The sequence below is a fragment of the Thalassospira sp. CA1 genome, from assembly GCF_059052855.1.
Map to the genome: position 1 here is coordinate 22,470 of NZ_JBZCIA010000004.1, position 16,328 is coordinate 38,797.

Genomic DNA, 16,328 nt, shown 5'->3' on the forward strand with positions numbered 1-16,328 from the left:
TTCCACCCGGATGATCGTTGTACGCAATCGCGACAGGGAGGATTAAAATGACCGATACAATAATCGAAACGCCGGAAAAAGCGGTCGACGCCGGTCAACGCGGAATCGTTGTACGCACCATCACCACCGACCAATCAGGCGCCTGGCTGCAAGCGGGCTGGCGCGATTTCAAACGAACCCCTGCCATCGGCCTAACCTATGGGGCATTTTGCACCATCGCCGGTTGGTTGATCGTGCTCAGCATTTTCCGTTCTGGCGAACCTTATCTGACCTTGCCGCTTGCGGCGGGCTTTATGCTTTTGGCACCTGTGCTTGCGGTTGGACTTTATGAAACCAGTCGCCGGCTTGAGATGGGCGAAAACGTTACCCTGTGGCACAGCCTGAATGGTTTTCGTCGCAATCCCGGCCAGATCGGCGCCATCGGTGTTTTACTGATGCTGTTCTTTTTGGCGTGGACACGCATTGCGATGTTGCTTTTTGCCCTGTTTTACAACGGCACCATGCCATCGCTTGATGTGCTGGTCTGGCAAACCTTCTTCTCGCGCGATGCAATCACCTTCCTGATTACTGGCGGTTTATTGGGTGGTGTGTTGGCGGTGATTGCCTTTGCGGTATCGGTGGTATCGATCCCGCTTCTGGTTGATCGCGATGTGGATGTGATTACCGCCGTCATCATCAGTGTTTCGGCGTTTCGCAAGAACTGGAAGGTTTTGATTGGATGGGGGGCCGTGATTGCCATCCTGTCTGCTTGCGGGATGGTCGTGTTCCTGTTCGGGCTTGCCATCACGATGCCGCTTCTGGGCTTTTCAAGCTGGCATGCCTATCGCGGGATCATCGATGAAAGTCAGGCTGATGTCGCCCGCCTGCGCCGTCAGGTTCCGTAAGCATCTCTCTGCTAACTGATCCATAAACGCCGCCCTTGGAACGGGCGGCGTTTTTTGTTGCGCAAATTTTTTGCGCAGCACCGATGCATGCATGGGAACAAATATCGCGACCAGCAGTTTAAGTTTTGTGGCGATTGACCTGCCTATAAAGCAGCGAGATATCGATCACGCACCCGCAAACTTCACTGGCGTCGTTGCCATAAATTGTCCAAGATCAGTCGGCAACAGATCAGCATCTGGCAACCATCTGCATTTACGAGTTATTTTTGATCATGCATCAAGCCCGTGCGCTCCGCCACGTTATCGCCGTTTCCGCATCCCTGTTCGCGCTGATTGCGGGTACCCAAGGGGCTTTTGCGCAAACCAATACGGCCGATGGCCCGCAATCGACCCGGACCCCGGATGACAAATGGGGTGTGTCGCTTTCGGTTGAAAACGATCTGTTCACGCCGACAAACAGTGATCAGCATTACACCAACGGTGTGCGGCTTGCCTTTATCTCGCCCGAAGACGACGCTCCGGCGAGCTTTCTTAACGTTGCCAAGAAAGTCCCGTTCTTCGCATCCGAAGGGCGCATTCGCACCAGCTACTCGCTGGGCCAGACCATGTACACGCCCGATGACATCACGGTTGCTGAAAATCAGCCCAATGACCGTCCATGGGCCGGGATGCTGTATGGCACAGCGGGACTGTTATCAGATACCGGCCTGCAGAAAAATGGATCGGATAGTAATTATTCGCGCATTGATACGCTGGAACTGACCCTTGGCGTGGTGGGTCCGGCATCGCTTGCCGATGAAACGCAATCCTTTGTCCATAAGCAAATCAACAGCCCCCACCCCGAAGGCTGGGACAATCAGATCAAGAACGAACCGATCATTGGCCTGACCTATGAACGGAAATATCGCGGCTGGTTTGAAGCAGACCTTTTGGGTGTTGAATTTGATGCCACCCCGCACGGGGCCGTGACGCTGGGCAACGCCTTTACCAATGCGGAACTGGGCACGATGTTCCGGATGGGCTTTGACCTGCCGGCGGATTATGGCCCGCCGCGCATCCGCCCCAGCCTGCCGGGATCGGATTTCTTTGTCCCCGACACCGATGGCTTCCCGCTGAGCGGTTATGTTTTTGCCGGTTTTGCCGGGCGTTATGTGGCGCGTGACATCACCCTTGATGGCAACACCTTTGCTGACAGTGCTTCGGTCGATAAGGAACCATGGGTTGGTGATTTGCAGATCGGTCTTGCCGTGATCATCGGCCAGGCGCGCCTGACCTACACGCATGTTTATCGCACCCCGGAATTCACCGCCCAAAGCGGGGCGGACCAGTTCGGGTCGCTTTCGCTTTCCTTCCGGTTCTGATCCGAAAACAAAAACGGGGCCAAATGGCCCCGTTTTCAATGAGATAACCCTATTAGTCTGATGATATCAAAGACCCGGGATCAGCTTGCCCGGATTCATCAGACCTTTTGGATCAAGCGCGTTTTTGATCGCCCGCATGACGGCAATAGTGTCTTCGCCATGCTCGGTCACCATGAAATCAAGCTTGCCATAGCCAATGCCATGTTCGCCGGTGCAGGTGCCGCCAAGTTTAAGCGCCCGTTCGACCATGCGTTTGTGCAGACGGTTGGCTTCTTCCATCTGGGCCGGATCTTCGGGATCCAGAAGGATCAGGGTGTGGAAGTTGCCATCACCCACATGACCGATGATCGTGCAAGTCAGCGGGCTGGCATCGCAATCAGCACGGGTTTCGGAAATCGCCTCGGCCAGTTTGGAAATCGGCACACAGACATCGGTCGGCATGCCGGCCTTGCCCGGTTCAAGCTGAAGCGACGCGTAATAGGCCTTGTGGCGTGCGGCCCAAAGCTTGTTGCGGTCTTCCTGACGGGTTGCCCACTGGAATTCTTCGGCACCGAATTCCTCGGCAACTGATTGCACAAATTCGGCCTGTTCCTTCACCCCGGCTTCGGTGCCATGGAATTCAAAGAACAGGGTCGGTGCTTCCTTGTGATCGAGCTTGGAATAGTTGTTGACCGCACGGACCTGCAAAGGATCAAGGAATTCAATACGGGCGACCGGAATACCGGCCTGAATGGTCAGGATGACGGTGTTAACGGCATCCTCGACAGTTGGGAAGGCACAGACAGCAGCCGACATCGCCTCGGGGATACCATAAAGCTTCAGGCCGATTTCGGTGATAACGCCCAGCGTCCCTTCGGAACCGACAAACAGACGGGTCAGGTCATAGCCCGCTGATGATTTACGCGCGCGGTTGGCCGTTTTGATGATTTTGCCATCCGGGGTCACGACGGTCAGGCTAAGGACGTTTTCACGCATGGTGCCATAACGCACCGCATTGGTACCCGACGCACGGGTCGCCGTCATGCCGCCGATGGAGGCATTGGCACCCGGATCAATCGGGAAGAACAAACCGGTATCACGCAGATGATCATTCAGCTGTTCACGGGTCACACCGGCCTGAACGCGGCAATCAAGATCCTCGTTATTAACCTCAAGGATGTTGTTCATCTGTGAAACGTCAATGCAGATACCCCCGCGAAGCGCCGCAACATGCCCTTCAAGCGACGATCCGGTGCCAAACGGCACAATCGGTACTTCGTGAGCAGCACAGAGTTTAACCACCTCGGCCACTTCCTCGGTCGAGTGGGCAAAGACCACCGCATCGGGTGGCGATGCTTCATGCCAGCTTTCGTCCTTACCATGCTGTTCAAGCACGGATGCGGCCGTCGAAAGCCGATCACCAAGCATCTCGCGTAATGCGTTGATCAGACTTTCCGGGGTTTCGATACGTTCATACTGACGAACTGACATGATTTTACTCTTTCGGCCTGTGTGGTCCTGATGGCGGCTGTCGCTTCCCGGTACGCCTCAAATCTTTGGGGAAGACAGCACCGGACAGAAATTTGGCAAACACCCTACGCCGAGATGCCCGAAATTGGTATTACCTTTTGCCCAAACTTTGCAAAAAATTCTCACGGTCGGGATCTGCAAAGGATGGAGAGATATCGCGCAGGCCCAAGTTCTGGCGATACCTCTACCCGTTTTTGACACCATGAAACGGCATCGGAATATGCCGGGCCCGGCGCCCTAGCCCTTGTTGCGATCCTGCGGCAGGGCGGCGGCAATCCGATCCGCCAGACGGGCGAAGGGCAGACTTTGCAGCCAGACCGTCCCAGGCCCTTCCAGGGTCGTGACGAACAGACCTTCGCCGCCAAACAGCGCGTTGGTGAACCCGCCGACAAACTTGATCGAATAATCAACCGATGGCGTCATCGCGACCAACGCACCGGTATCCACCCGAAGCGTCTGGCCCGGCTTGAGGTCCTTGCGAATAATCGTGCCGCCTGCATGCATGAAGGCTAGGCCATCACCGCTCAGACGTTGAAGGATAAAGCCCTCCCCACCGAAAAGACCTGCGCCGAGCTTTTTGGAAAAGGCGATATCAATATCAATGCCAGATGCCGCACACAGAAACGCATCCTTCTGACAGATGATCTCGCCACCATGTTCACCCAGATCAAGCGGCACCACCTTGCCCGGATAGGGCGCGGCAAAGGCAACATGCCCCTTGCCCGATCCTTCATGGACGAAGCTTGTGATAAAGAACCCCTCGCCCGTCAGCATGCGCTTGAAGCCGGAAAACAGCCCGCCACCGGTGCCGGTCTGCATGGCGATGCCATCGCTCATATAAATCATGGCGCCGGCTTCCGCCCGGACCCCTTCGCCCGGATCGAGTTCGATTTCAACCAACTGCATCTCTTCGCCATGGATCGTATAATCGATCACGTCTGCCATCTGGGCGTCTCCAATTTAACTTTCCAGCTCTAAGCTCATTCGATTAAAAACAAATAATCCAGAAATGTTCATTGCCGTAAAAATATTGAATTTCTCTGCAATGCTCCGCTCAAGACTATTTCTCTCAATCCGCGCGTTTCGAGAAGATCTCTAATTTTCTGATTTTCTTCAGGGACAGTTGGCTCAAGTTCAATGCAAACGCTCTTCACACTGTTGAGAATGTTGCCGGCAGCAGATAAAATCGATAGTTCATGTCCATCAACATCAATCTTGATGTGATCTGGCTGATCAATATTTAGTATTGATGCAACTGTTTCCGGGGTCATAGCGAGGCACTTATAAACCCCTTCAGGCTCAAATTTACCAAGTATATTTTCAGGCTCCCCGATAGCACTTAACGCGTGACCTGCACCTTTACGCCATAAATTCAAATTAACCATACCGTTCTTGTCAGAAAGAGCAATCTGAACCGGATATATTCGATCCGAGCAAGAATTGTTCATAATATTACTTACCAGAACAGAGAATGTCCCAGCGTTAGGCTCAAAACAATATACTTTTGCTGAGCATATTTTTGCTGCGTAAAGAGAGTACAATCCCACGTTGGCGCCAATATCCCAAACCACGTCTTTCTCGGAAACATAGTCTCTTAACCACGCTCTAGTCTCGGGCTCTTGATTGTCGAATGCTTGAGCTGCAGACAGCGCACCGCTGGAGGGGCAATGAAAATAAAACTGCTGATCATCCAGCTCCACTTGCCAATCGACATGCATAGTTTCAGCGGTTAAGGCCTTCGTTAAAGCTCTCCTCTTTCGATTTTGAAAGCATGTTATTAATTCAGAAAACTTTACAATCGCCCGACAATACTTTTTCGACATTACCCGCTCGCAATAAAAACTCGTTATTCGTCATTTTTCTCACTACGAGCAGCAAAATGCATGAACAAAACGCGTCATTTCCTTCTCAAGCTCGCAAGAAACTAATATTCTATATCGATGCTCATCGGCAAAAACAACTTCCCTCAATAAAGTCGCCCTCCATTTCGCCATGGATCGTATAATCGATCACGTCTGCCATCTGGGCGTCTCCTGTTTTTCTGAATTAACCTTGCTTTAGGGCCAAGTTTGGAACCTCGCGGTTTCAATCGCAGGAAAAAGGGGCGAAAACACGACAAGTGCACCCAAACCCAGCGAAGACCATCAATTTTGCAGAACTATACGTGAGACTGAAACACTATCGTCAAGATGTTGAAGCGAAAGCATTTTGTTAAGACGTTTCCGATATTTCTAATAGTACTATGCTATTATGTATATCTCGACGATCAGGATGACTGATCGGTCTCGGACAAAGGCACTTGCGATGGTCTTGCTTAGGAAATTCGACTGGATCACTCAGGACGAGGTCATGAAGGCGTCGCTTGACAAGTGGCAGCGTGTCGTCGACCTGATGACCCAGCTTCTTGGTGCCACGGCCGGATATGTTGTCGAATATAATGACAAGATCGGTTTTCGCGCCGCCCTGACAAGCAAGAACCCGGAAAATCCGTTTCCCGAAGTTTCGGGAAAACCGCAAGCGCTTGACGCCAATTTGTATTGCCGTCGGGTCGTCGCCACAAAGTCAGCCTTTTACGAACCCGACGCCAGCAACAAGCCCGAATGGGCTGACAATCCCGAAGTCGTCGAAGAAGGCTATATATCCTATTTCGGGGTGCCACTTTTGTGGCCAAACGGCCTGGTTTTCGGGACCCTTTGCGTGTTTGACACCAAGGCCACACACTATGAAAACCCGTTGCAGGAATTGATGGAGGTCTTTCGCGACCTGATCGAAGCCGATTTGCGCCTGTATGAGCAATACGAAATCATGCGCAACCTCTCGATGACCGATCCGCTGACCGGCATGAACAACCGCGCCGGGTTTGAGATGCTGGCCCATCAGAAAATCCGCATCGCCAAGCGCTATCACCACAATATCGGGATCATCTTTATCGATCTTGATGACATGAAACACTGGAACGATGATTACGGCCATGCCGCCGGGGATGCCGCCCTTCGAGCAGTCGGCAAGGCCATCACTGACAGCATCCGCGAGGTTGATATTTGCGGGCGCATCGGCGGGGATGAATTCGCCGTTCTGGGCTATGTGCGCAATCGCGGCGATCTGACGACCATTGTCACCCGGGTGCGCAACGCCCTTGATCACGTCAAACTTACCGTACCGACCGCGAAATCACCGATCCGCGAAACACCGCAAATCAGTTCCGGTGCGTCGGTCTTCTTCGAGCCGCTTGATAAAAGCCTAGAGGACATGATGGCGATTGCGGATCTCGAGATGTATCGCGACAAAAAAAGCCGCCGCAAATAATCGCGCCGCCGCGCCTGGCCCAACCACTGCCTGTGCATATCTGAACTGTCATCCCCACCCTTGAGGGCAGTGTGTCATTAACCTCCCGGTATTGTTTTTGAGTGAAACTGATCTCAAAGGGTCAGACCCGAAAGAACAATGACTTAGAGCGCACGACATGCAAATACGCAAAGGCACCGCAGACGACCTGCCTGAAATACGTGCGATTTCCGAACGCACGATAGAGCTCGGCTGTCTGGTCGAAGACCTTGATGAGACAAACAGCATCCATGCCCGCAGTGTGATTGAAATGGCGGTTGATGCCTTTTCCGCCAGTGTGCTGTCTGACAATCACTCGGTCTATGTCGCCGCCCGCGACGATAATCTTCTGGGCTATGTCATTGCCATCCATGATGCCCCTGAAATCCGCTGGATCGTTGTTGATCCCTCGGCACAAGGCAGTGGTGCGGGCAAGGCATTGATGATTGCCGCCCTTGATGCCCTGGCCGAACGCGGTGTGCGCAGCAATGTGCGCCTGACCGTCCCGGCGGCCAATGAACGCGCCAAGGCGTTTTACCGCAAGTTCGGCTTTATGGTCACAGGCCCGATCAATGATCAGAAAGTACCGATGATTGAAATGCAGCGTGCCGCTTGACAAATGCGCGCAATCGGACAATTTTTCGTCCGAACCTTAATCGGAGATTTTATGTCAGAGTCCCGGCACAGCCGCTGATCGCGGTTTGACAGCCTAGCGTCTTTCCTGCTTCCAGACCGCTGATCAGCAGATCGGATCGCCTGCCCGACCTTAAACCGGGAGCGCGTGACCGGTGCTGTTGTGCCCGTCCCGATCGAAAACCGTTTTCCCAACTGGTTTTCGGACTCTGACCGATGAATATTTCGAAGAATGAACAGCGCGTGCTGCATGCACTCGCACAAGGCGGCCTGATCAAAGTGATCAAGGACGACAAAAACCATGTTCTTGAAGCAGATTGCATCACCCGCGACGGCTGGTTTCTGAGCGCCTGTACGCTTGATGTCTTCAAGAAGCTGCGCAAACGCCGACTGATCCGCTCACAAGGTCGCGGACCTTACCGCATTACCCGTGAAGGACTGCTCGCAGTGCGCGCAGAACTATGTCAACGCTAACAGCAAAGCCCGGCTGCTTTGGCAGCCGGGCTTTCAACCGTCAACTTACCCTTCACTCGATTACGACAAGTAATCTATGCTTTTAGAAGCGGCGCTTCTGGAAAGACCACGCTTGACCTTGAGAGTAACGCATTCACATCTCGTTTTATTGAGTGGAAGTACGCGTTTTCAGAAGTGTTCTCAAAAATAAGCATAGGCAATTTGTCTGCTTTTCGCGCAAGCGGGTAAGTAACCATTCCAGCATAGCTGTCGCACATATATAGACTAAATGTCGTAGGGAAATGATGATGATAAATCTGCAACCTTGATTCATCGTTACAGTAGGACTTTAGAGTTTCCACCGTTTCCTCTATTTTTCCCGCCAACTTATTTGGTTCAACTTTAATCTTCTTTGCCAAAGAATTAAGAAAATCAGAATCAGGATCTACCAGTATAATTGTAGTATTGAGCTTACCATTTTTAAGCCGGTCTTCAATATCGGACTCGTGCTGGGAAACCCACGTCCTGCCATCATTCAGGACAATGGTAATAGACTCTTCCTCTAAAAGAAAACGAGAATAATTGTAACTATTTGCGTTTGGCACCACCTTTGACAATCCAATATCTCGTGAGAAATTTCCAAGATCAACCATCTCACAAATCTTGTTGTGATGCCTCTTACCTAGATCAGAAAGAGATGCAATCTCAGTAATAACATGGTGGCTAGACGCCTCGTGCATTTTGACAATGTCTGCCCTCAAAAAACTTTCATATATAAGCCCCAGAATACCAGCCACAGTCAAACTGGAAACAATCGTAGTAATCCAATTCCCTTTAACGCTGTTCGCATCAAAATTTTCGGCAACCAGAAACAACGACAAGAAACAAACAAAGAGAATCGCCAGATATGCAATTATCTGTTTTAATCGATAAGAACTACGTAGCAAATCAAGATTCATCTTCGCACCACAAGCAACTGAAAATAGAAAACCTTACAGAAACCATCCGACAAATCAAGACAATCCTAATACATAAACTATCTATATGTGTTCTGCATAAACCTCTGTTCTTCGCAGCTGCCTGATGATGAATAATGGCAAATAAACTGCCCACAATCTCAATTAAACTTGGGTGAGTTTCGCTACTGCGCGGCTTTTTCCCCTGCAATCGCCTGTGCCCGTTTATAGGGGCCGAACGGGATTTCCTTGGGATCGAAGGTTTCAGCGGATGCGCGTTCCCAACGGGAATGCCATTCATGGAGTTCTGGAAGTTCGGTATCTTGCAACAGGAAGCCTTCGGGCAGGTAGGGATAGGCTTCGTTGCCATCAACAAACTCGTTGTCTTTCTGGCGCACCATAAAGTGATAGGGCATGAAGTTGCGCGGATCAGTCAAACCGGCCGCCCCGGTGATTTCGGCGAGTGCATGCATGGTGTTTTTGTGGAAGCGTGCGACACGTTCGCTTTTGTCGCCCGGATCAAGGGCGCGTTGGCGGATTTTATCCTGTGTCGCGATCCCGACCGGGCAGCAGTTGGTGTGGCAGCTTTGGGCCTGAATACAGCCCAGCGCAAACATGAAACCGCGTGCGGCATTGCACCAGTCCGCCCCCAGCGCCAGCGTTCGGGCAATATCAAAGGCCGAGACGATCTTGCCGGCCGCGCCAATTTTGATCTGATCGCGGACACCAGCACCCCGCAGGGCATTATGGACAAAGGTCAGGCCTTCTTGCATCGGCATGCCAACCCGGTTGGCAAATTCGACGGGGGCCGCGCCAGTGCCACCTTCCTTGCCATCAACGACGATAAAGTCCGGCGTGATGCCGGTTTTAAGCATCGCCTTTATGATCGACATGAATTCGCGGCGGTGCCCGATACAGAGCTTGAAGCCAACCGGCTTGCCCCCCGAAAGGTCCCGCAGGCGGCCAATGAATTCCATCAGGCCAATCGGGGTTGAGAAAACACTGTGTGCCGCGGGCGACACGCAATCCTGCCCCATCGGGATGCCACGCGCCTCGGCGATTTCGGCGGTGATTTTGGCCGATGGCAACATGCCGCCATGGCCGGGCTTTGCGCCTTGGCTAAGCTTTACCTCGATCATTTTGACCTGCGGGTCGGCGGCGGTTATGGCAAATTTTTCCTCGGAAAAACTGCCATCTTCGTTGCGCGCCCCGAAATAGCCGGACGCCACCTGATAGATCAGGTCACCACCGCCTTCGCGGTGATAGCGCGAAATGCTGCCTTCGCCGGTATCATGGGCAAAGCCGCCCTTTTTGGCGCCCTTGTTGAGCGCCAGGATCGCGTTGCCGGAAAGCGCCCCGAAGCTCATGGCAGAGATATTATACAGGCTGCAATCATAGGGCTGCTTGCAATGCGGGCCGCCAACGCGCACCCGAAAATCGGTATCGGTGATGTGCTTGGGCGCGACGGAATGGGTGATCCATGAATAGCCGGATTTATAGACTTCCTCGATCGTGCCAAACGGGCGTTTGTCTTCGACACCCTTGGCGCGCTGATAGACAAGACCGCGTGCCTGGCGGCTGAACGGGATTTCGTCCTGATCGCTTTCAAGCAGATATTGGCGGATTTCCGGACGGAAGCTTTCGAGGATGAAGCGGATATGCGCACTGATCGGATAGTTGCGCAGGATGGAATGCTTGTTCTGATAGAGGTCGTGAATGCCAACCAGCACCAGCAACCCGAAAATGACCGCAGGCACCCAGAACCAGACATCAACGGCCGTCGCCAAGATCACAGAGGCCAAAGCCAAAACCACAACACCCGTCATCACGAAGTAGCGCTGGTTCAAAATGAAGAATTTCACGGTACTCTCTTCCTGTCCTGTTCAGGCCGATCTGATCCACGAAAAGCCGCCTTGTGCGGGGAGGCATTTGACCCTTCGTATCCGAGATAGCAGCAACATCCATGATCATCGTTGATTTGATCACGGGCCTCAATGGCAATGTCGTTGATTTCAGGGTCTAAACCCTAATTGCCCCCATTTGATCTGAATGTGGGAACGTTTGAACCAACATCAAGAAAAAGCCGCCTTGCAACAGGGAAGCAAGGCGGCTTTGGGGACCGGAAACAAACAGGTGTTTAAGGGGGGAACACGTTCCCGGTCCGCGATATCTGGTAATGCAGGGGCAGATCAGGCCTTGCCGTAGCCCCCGCCACCCGGGGTTTCGATGACAAAGACATCACCCCGATGCATTTCCGCACCGTCTGTGCCCTTAAGCTCGATCACAGTGCCATCGATGCGTTCGACAGCATTGCGGCCAAGCTGACCGGGCTCCCCGCCGGCACAGGCCTGAACCGGCACGCGACGGTGGTTGGACAGGATCGATGCGGTCATGTCTTCGAGGAAGCGCACACGACGGATCGCACCATCGCCACCCTTGTGTTTGCCTTTACCACCTGATCCTTTGCGAATTTCAAAGCTTTCGAGCAGGACCGGGAAGCGCCATTCAAGCACTTCCGGATCGGTCAGGCGCGAGTTGGTCATGTGCGAATGAACAGCCGCCGTCCCATCAAAGTCGGGACCGGCACCGGTACCGCCACAGATGGTTTCGTAATACTGGTGCGTATCGTTGCCCCAGGTGAAGTTGTTCATCGTGCCCTGACCACCCGACAGTACGCCAAGGGCGGCATACAGCGTATCGGTGACATGCATGCTGGTTTCGACGTTACCGGCAACAACGGCGGCCGGATAACGCGGATTAAGCATCGATCCTTCGGGCACGATCAGATTGACCGGCTTCAGGCACCCGGCATTGAGCGGAATGTCATCATCAACAAGCGTTCTGAAGACATAAAGCACAGCAGCACGGGTCACCGCCGACGGGGCGTTGAAGTTGTTATCAAGCTGATCGGACGTGCCGGTGAAATCAACCGTCGCCGAACGGGTTGCCTTATCAATGGTGACCTTAACGCGGACAACCGCGCCATTGTCCATTTCATAGGCGTATTCGCCGTCTTTCAGGACGTCGATCACGCGACGTACGCTTTCTTCGGCGTTGTCCTGGACGTGCTGCATATAGGCATGCACCACATCAAGACCAAAGTGATCGACCATCTTGCGCAGTTCCTGCACACCCTTTTCATTGGCCGCGATCTGGGCGCGCAGATCGGCGATGTTCTGATAGGGGTTACGTGCCGGATATTTTGCACCTTCAAGAAGGTCGGTCAGGCCTTTTTCATCGAACGTGCCCTGATCAACCAGTTTGAAGTTGTTGATCAGAACGCCTTCTTCTTCAAGAACGCGCGAATTCGGCGCCATGGAACCCGGCGTAATACCGCCGACATCGGCATGGTGACCACGCGATGCGACATAGAACAGCACTTCCTTGCCATCATCGCCAAACACCGGGGTGATCAGCGTGATGTCAGGCAGGTGCGTGCCGCCGTTATACGGGTCATTGAGCATATAAACATCGCCCGGCTTCATTTTGCCGTCGTTGTTTTTAATCACCGCCTGAACCGACTCACCCATCGAGCCAAGGTGAACGGGCATATGCGGGGCGTTGGCGATCAGAAGGCCTTCCTGATCAAACACCGCACATGAGAAGTCCAGACGTTCCTTGATGTTGACCGAGTATGAGGTATTGGCAAGCGTCACACCCATCTGTTCGGCAATATTCATGAACAGGTTGTTGAACACTTCAAGCATCACCGGATCGGCCTGGGTGCCAATCGCCTCTGAACGTTTCATCGGCACGACACGGTTCAGGATCAGATGATCAAGGCCGTTGACCTTGGCTTCCCAGCCCGGATCGATCACGGTGGTGCCGACCGGCTCCACAATCACGGCCGGGCCGCGCACCGTCGCACCTGGTTTCAGGTTTTCGCGTTTGTAGAACGGGGTCTGTTCGGTTTTGCCATCAAAGACGACCGGACGGGTCGCAAGCGGCTTAAGCATAACCTCCGCACCATCAAGCTCAGCCGACGACGCCGGAAGGCTTTGGGTTTCGCCAATCGCCTCAACCGCGACGGCCTCAACCACCAGCGGCTTTCCGGTCATGACAAAGCCATAACGCTGTTTATGCTGTTCTTCGAACTGGGCCGTGATGGCATCGACATCGCCGAAATCAACAATCAGCGGGGTGTCGGTACCGTCATAACGCAGATGCAGGCGTTTGAGTAGGCTGATCTTGTCATCCGAAATGCCCTGCTCTTTCAGTTCCGCCAGCGCGTCAACCGCCAAGGCATCAAGCTGCTTATCGAGATCAGCAAGGCCTTCGGCGGCAAGTTTGCCCTCAACCGCCTGTTCACGCATCGCACGGATATCGGCAAGGCCCATACCGTATGCCGACAGAACACCGGCGAACGGATGGACAAAGACCTTGGTCATGCCAAGGGTATCGGCAACCTGACAGGCATGCTGACCACCGGCACCGCCAAAGCACTGCAGGATATAGTCGCTGACGTCATAGCCGCGCTGGACCGAGATCTGTTTGATGGCGTTTGCCATGTTTTCTACGGCAATGCGCAGGAAGCCTTCGGCGACTTCTTCGGGGGTGCGGATCTGGCCGGTGTTCTTTTCGATGTCGGCCGCCATTTCCTCAAAGCCCTTGCGCACGGCATCGGCATTAAGTGGCTCGTCGCCTTCGGGGCCAAAGACATTCGGGAAGAAGTCCGGCTGGACCTTGCCCAGCATGACGTTGATATCAGTCACCGCCAGCGGACCGCCACGGCGATAGGCCGCAGGCCCCGGATTTGCACCGGCACTGTCTGGACCAACACGGAAACGCGCGCCATCAAAATGCAGGATCGAACCGCCACCGGCCGCAACCGTGTGGATTTTCATCATCGGCGCACGCATGCGCACACCGGCGACCTGGGTTTCGAAATCACGTTCGTATTCGCCGTCATAGTGCGAAACGTCGGTCGATGTGCCGCCCATATCAAAGCCGATGACCTGTTTGAAGCCATCCATTTCAGCCGTACGGACCATGCCAACCACACCGCCCGCCGGACCGGACAGGATCGCATCCTTGCCCTGGAACTTGACCGCATCGGTCAAACCGCCATTGGACTGCATGAACATCAATTTCACCCCGCCCAGTTCAGAGGCGACCTGATCGACGTAACGACGCAGGATCGGCGACAGATAGGCATCAACCACGGTGGTATCGCCGCGGGATACCAACTTCATCAGCGGGCTGACCTGATGGCTGACGGAAACCTGAGTAAAGCCGATGTCACGGGCGACCTTTTCGGCGGCCAGTTCATGCGCGGTGTAGCGATAACCATGCATGAAAACGATGGCACAGGCACGAATGCCGCTGTCATAGACTTTCTGAAGGTCGGACCGGAGGGTATCAAGGTCCATGCCTTCGAGTTCATGACCCTGCGCGTCAAAACGGCCAGCGGTTTCGATCACGGTTTCATAAAGCGTTTCGGGCAGAATGATATTGCGATCAAACAGGCGCGGGCGGTTCTGATAGGCCAGACGCAGCGCATCGCGGAAGCCCTTGGTGGTGACCAGAACGGTACGGTCGCCTTTACGCTCCAGCAGGGCGTTGGTCGCAACCGTGGTGCCCATTTTGACGGCTTCGATTTTCTCGGCCGGGATTTTTTCGCCGTCGGCGACCTCAAGCAGTTCGCGGATGCCCTGAATGGCGGCGTCCTTATACCGTTCGGGATTTTCCGACAGCAGTTTGTGGGTGACAAGCGCGCCATTGGGTTTGCGGGCAACGATATCGGTAAATGTGCCGCCGCGATCGATCCAGAACTGCCATTTCGGCTGTCCGGTGGTCTGCGAGGCGGGCGAATTTTGGTCGAGCGGGGCCATGATGCTCACTCCTTCAGGCATCTGTAGTCAGAAAATTCGAGTATTTTGGTCAGTTCAAATCATGAACTCTTAGCCACTCATTTGCGTTGGCAGCCAGGTAACGATCCCCGGAAATACGGTGATCAAAAGGGCGGCAAACAACAGCAGGAAGAAGAATGGCAAGGCAGCAACTGCAATCTTGAACAGGTTCTTGCCTGTCAGGCCTTGCAGAACGAAAAGGTTAAAGCCGACCGGTGGCGTGATCTGTGACATTTCGACCACCAGCACGACATAGATGCCAAACCACAAAAGGTCGATGCCAGCGGCCTGCACCATCGGCAGGATCACAGAGGTTGTCAGAACCACCACCGAGATACCGTCAAGGAAACATCCCAGAACGATAAAGAAGATCGTCAACGCGCCAAGCAGCGCATAGGGCGACAGCTCCATCTGGGCGATCCATGCGGCCAGTTCACGCGGCACACCGGTAAAGCCCATGGCAACCGTCAATACCGCGGCACCCGCAAGGATAAAGCAGATCATGCAGGACGTCCGGGTGGCACCCATGATGCCATCAAGCAGGCTTTCCTTGGAAAGCGATCCGCTAAGCGCTGAGAGGATCAACGCACCGACGACACCGAATGCCGCGGCCTCTGTCGGGGTTGCCACCCCGCCATAGATTGAGCCGATGACAGCCGCAATCAGAACAATGACCGGGATCAGGCGGCCGGATGCACGGATTTTTTCAGCAAACGGAATGCTGGGGGCCGCTTCGGGCATCTTGTCCTTGTTGATCGTGGCCCAGATGCCAACGAAGCTCATGAACATGATGATCAGCATGACACCGGGGATCACGCCGGCAATGAAAAGACGGGCAATCGAAAGTTCGGCCGAAACACCATAAACAATCAGGATGATCGACGGCGGGATCAGAAGACCCAGCGTACCGGACCCGGCAAGGGTGCCCAGGATCAGGCTGTCGGCATAGCCCTGTTTACGCAGTTCGGGGATCGACATGCGCCCGATGGTGGCCGCCGTTGCCGCCGACGACCCCGACACGGCCGCAAAGATACCGCAGCCCAGAATATTGACATGCAGCAACCGACCCGGAAGTTTGTTCAACCACGGGGCAAGCCCGGTGAACATGTCTTCGGAAAGGCGGGACCGAAACAGGATTTCACCCATCCAGATAAACAGCGGCAGCGGTGCCAGTGACCAGGTCGCAAGGCTTGACCATGCTGTGGTCGCGATGATCGGACCGGTTTGCGCACTGGTGAAAACATCAATGGCAAAGACGCCAATGGCAAAAAGTGCAAGTGCAACCCACAGACCAGCGCCCAGAAACAGGAACAGCAGGCCCATCAGGATAAGACCGATTTGAAGTACGTCCATGACCGC

At 53.9% G+C, this 16,328-nt stretch carries 12 protein-coding genes; 5 read left to right on the plus strand and 7 right to left on the minus strand.

Annotation, left to right across the window (positions count from 1 at the left end; all coding sequences use genetic code 11):
* The first annotated feature begins 47 nt into the window (after window positions 1–47).
* Both AC5Q5A_RS08810 and AC5Q5A_RS08815 read left to right on the plus strand, forming a co-directional pair.
* Complete coding sequence (locus AC5Q5A_RS08810; RefSeq protein WP_064779571.1) at window positions 48–884, plus strand: DUF2189 domain-containing protein; 837 nt, start codon at window positions 48–50, stop codon at window positions 882–884.
* Between the two features lie 272 nt (window positions 885–1,156).
* On the plus strand, window positions 1,157–2,245 hold the full coding sequence (locus AC5Q5A_RS08815; RefSeq protein WP_493895005.1) for a lipid A deacylase LpxR family protein: 1,089 nt from the start codon (window positions 1,157–1,159) through the stop codon (window positions 2,243–2,245).
* Window positions 2,246–2,311: 66 nt separating this feature from the next.
* Here the strand turns inward: AC5Q5A_RS08815 and AC5Q5A_RS08820 are convergent, their stop codons facing one another.
* The 3 genes from AC5Q5A_RS08820 to AC5Q5A_RS08830 form a co-directional block, all read right to left on the minus strand.
* On the minus strand, window positions 2,312–3,715 hold the full coding sequence (locus AC5Q5A_RS08820; protein ID WP_008889628.1) for an FAD-linked oxidase C-terminal domain-containing protein: 1,404 nt from the start codon (window positions 3,713–3,715) through the stop codon (window positions 2,312–2,314).
* Between the two features lie 276 nt (window positions 3,716–3,991).
* Window positions 3,992–4,699, minus strand: coding sequence for a TIGR00266 family protein (locus tag AC5Q5A_RS08825; protein WP_493895006.1), 708 nt, complete (start codon window positions 4,697–4,699; stop codon window positions 3,992–3,994).
* A gap of 68 nt (window positions 4,700–4,767) precedes the next feature.
* Complete coding sequence (locus AC5Q5A_RS08830; RefSeq protein ID WP_493895007.1) at window positions 4,768–5,577, minus strand: FkbM family methyltransferase; 810 nt, start codon at window positions 5,575–5,577, stop codon at window positions 4,768–4,770.
* A 448-nt stretch (window positions 5,578–6,025) separates the two neighbouring features.
* Here AC5Q5A_RS08830 and AC5Q5A_RS08835 point away from each other — a divergent pair, with 448 nt between their 5' ends.
* The 3 genes from AC5Q5A_RS08835 to AC5Q5A_RS08845 all read left to right on the plus strand — a co-directional run bounded on the left by AC5Q5A_RS08835 (window position 6,026) and on the right by AC5Q5A_RS08845 (window position 8,185).
* On the plus strand, window positions 6,026–7,060 hold the full coding sequence (locus AC5Q5A_RS08835) for a sensor domain-containing diguanylate cyclase (protein ID WP_493895008.1): 1,035 nt from the start codon (window positions 6,026–6,028) through the stop codon (window positions 7,058–7,060).
* A 157-nt stretch (window positions 7,061–7,217) separates the two neighbouring features.
* On the plus strand, window positions 7,218–7,694 hold the full coding sequence (locus tag AC5Q5A_RS08840; protein WP_493895009.1) for a GNAT family N-acetyltransferase: 477 nt from the start codon (window positions 7,218–7,220) through the stop codon (window positions 7,692–7,694).
* Between the two features lie 233 nt (window positions 7,695–7,927).
* A complete protein-coding gene (locus AC5Q5A_RS08845; protein ID WP_493895010.1) occupies window positions 7,928–8,185 on the plus strand; it encodes a YjhX family toxin in 258 nt (85 codons plus the stop codon).
* A 74-nt stretch (window positions 8,186–8,259) separates the two neighbouring features.
* On the opposite strand, the gene AC5Q5A_RS08850 is transcribed toward AC5Q5A_RS08845, so the two are convergent.
* From AC5Q5A_RS08850 to AC5Q5A_RS08865, 4 genes are all read right to left on the minus strand, one after another.
* Window positions 8,260–9,123 (minus strand): hypothetical protein, encoded by an 864-nt coding sequence (locus AC5Q5A_RS08850; protein ID WP_493895011.1) that lies wholly within the window; start codon window positions 9,121–9,123, stop codon window positions 8,260–8,262.
* A gap of 182 nt (window positions 9,124–9,305) precedes the next feature.
* On the minus strand, window positions 9,306–10,982 hold the full coding sequence (locus AC5Q5A_RS08855) for an FMN-binding glutamate synthase family protein (RefSeq protein ID WP_143588657.1): 1,677 nt from the start codon (window positions 10,980–10,982) through the stop codon (window positions 9,306–9,308).
* 327 nt (window positions 10,983–11,309) lie between these two features.
* A complete protein-coding gene (locus AC5Q5A_RS08860) occupies window positions 11,310–14,951 on the minus strand; it encodes a hydantoinase B/oxoprolinase family protein (protein WP_493895012.1) in 3,642 nt (1,213 codons plus the stop codon).
* 69 nt (window positions 14,952–15,020) lie between these two features.
* Window positions 15,021–16,322 (minus strand): TRAP transporter large permease, encoded by a 1,302-nt coding sequence (locus tag AC5Q5A_RS08865; protein ID WP_008889618.1) that lies wholly within the window; start codon window positions 16,320–16,322, stop codon window positions 15,021–15,023.
* Between the last annotated feature and the right edge of the window lie 6 nt (window positions 16,323–16,328).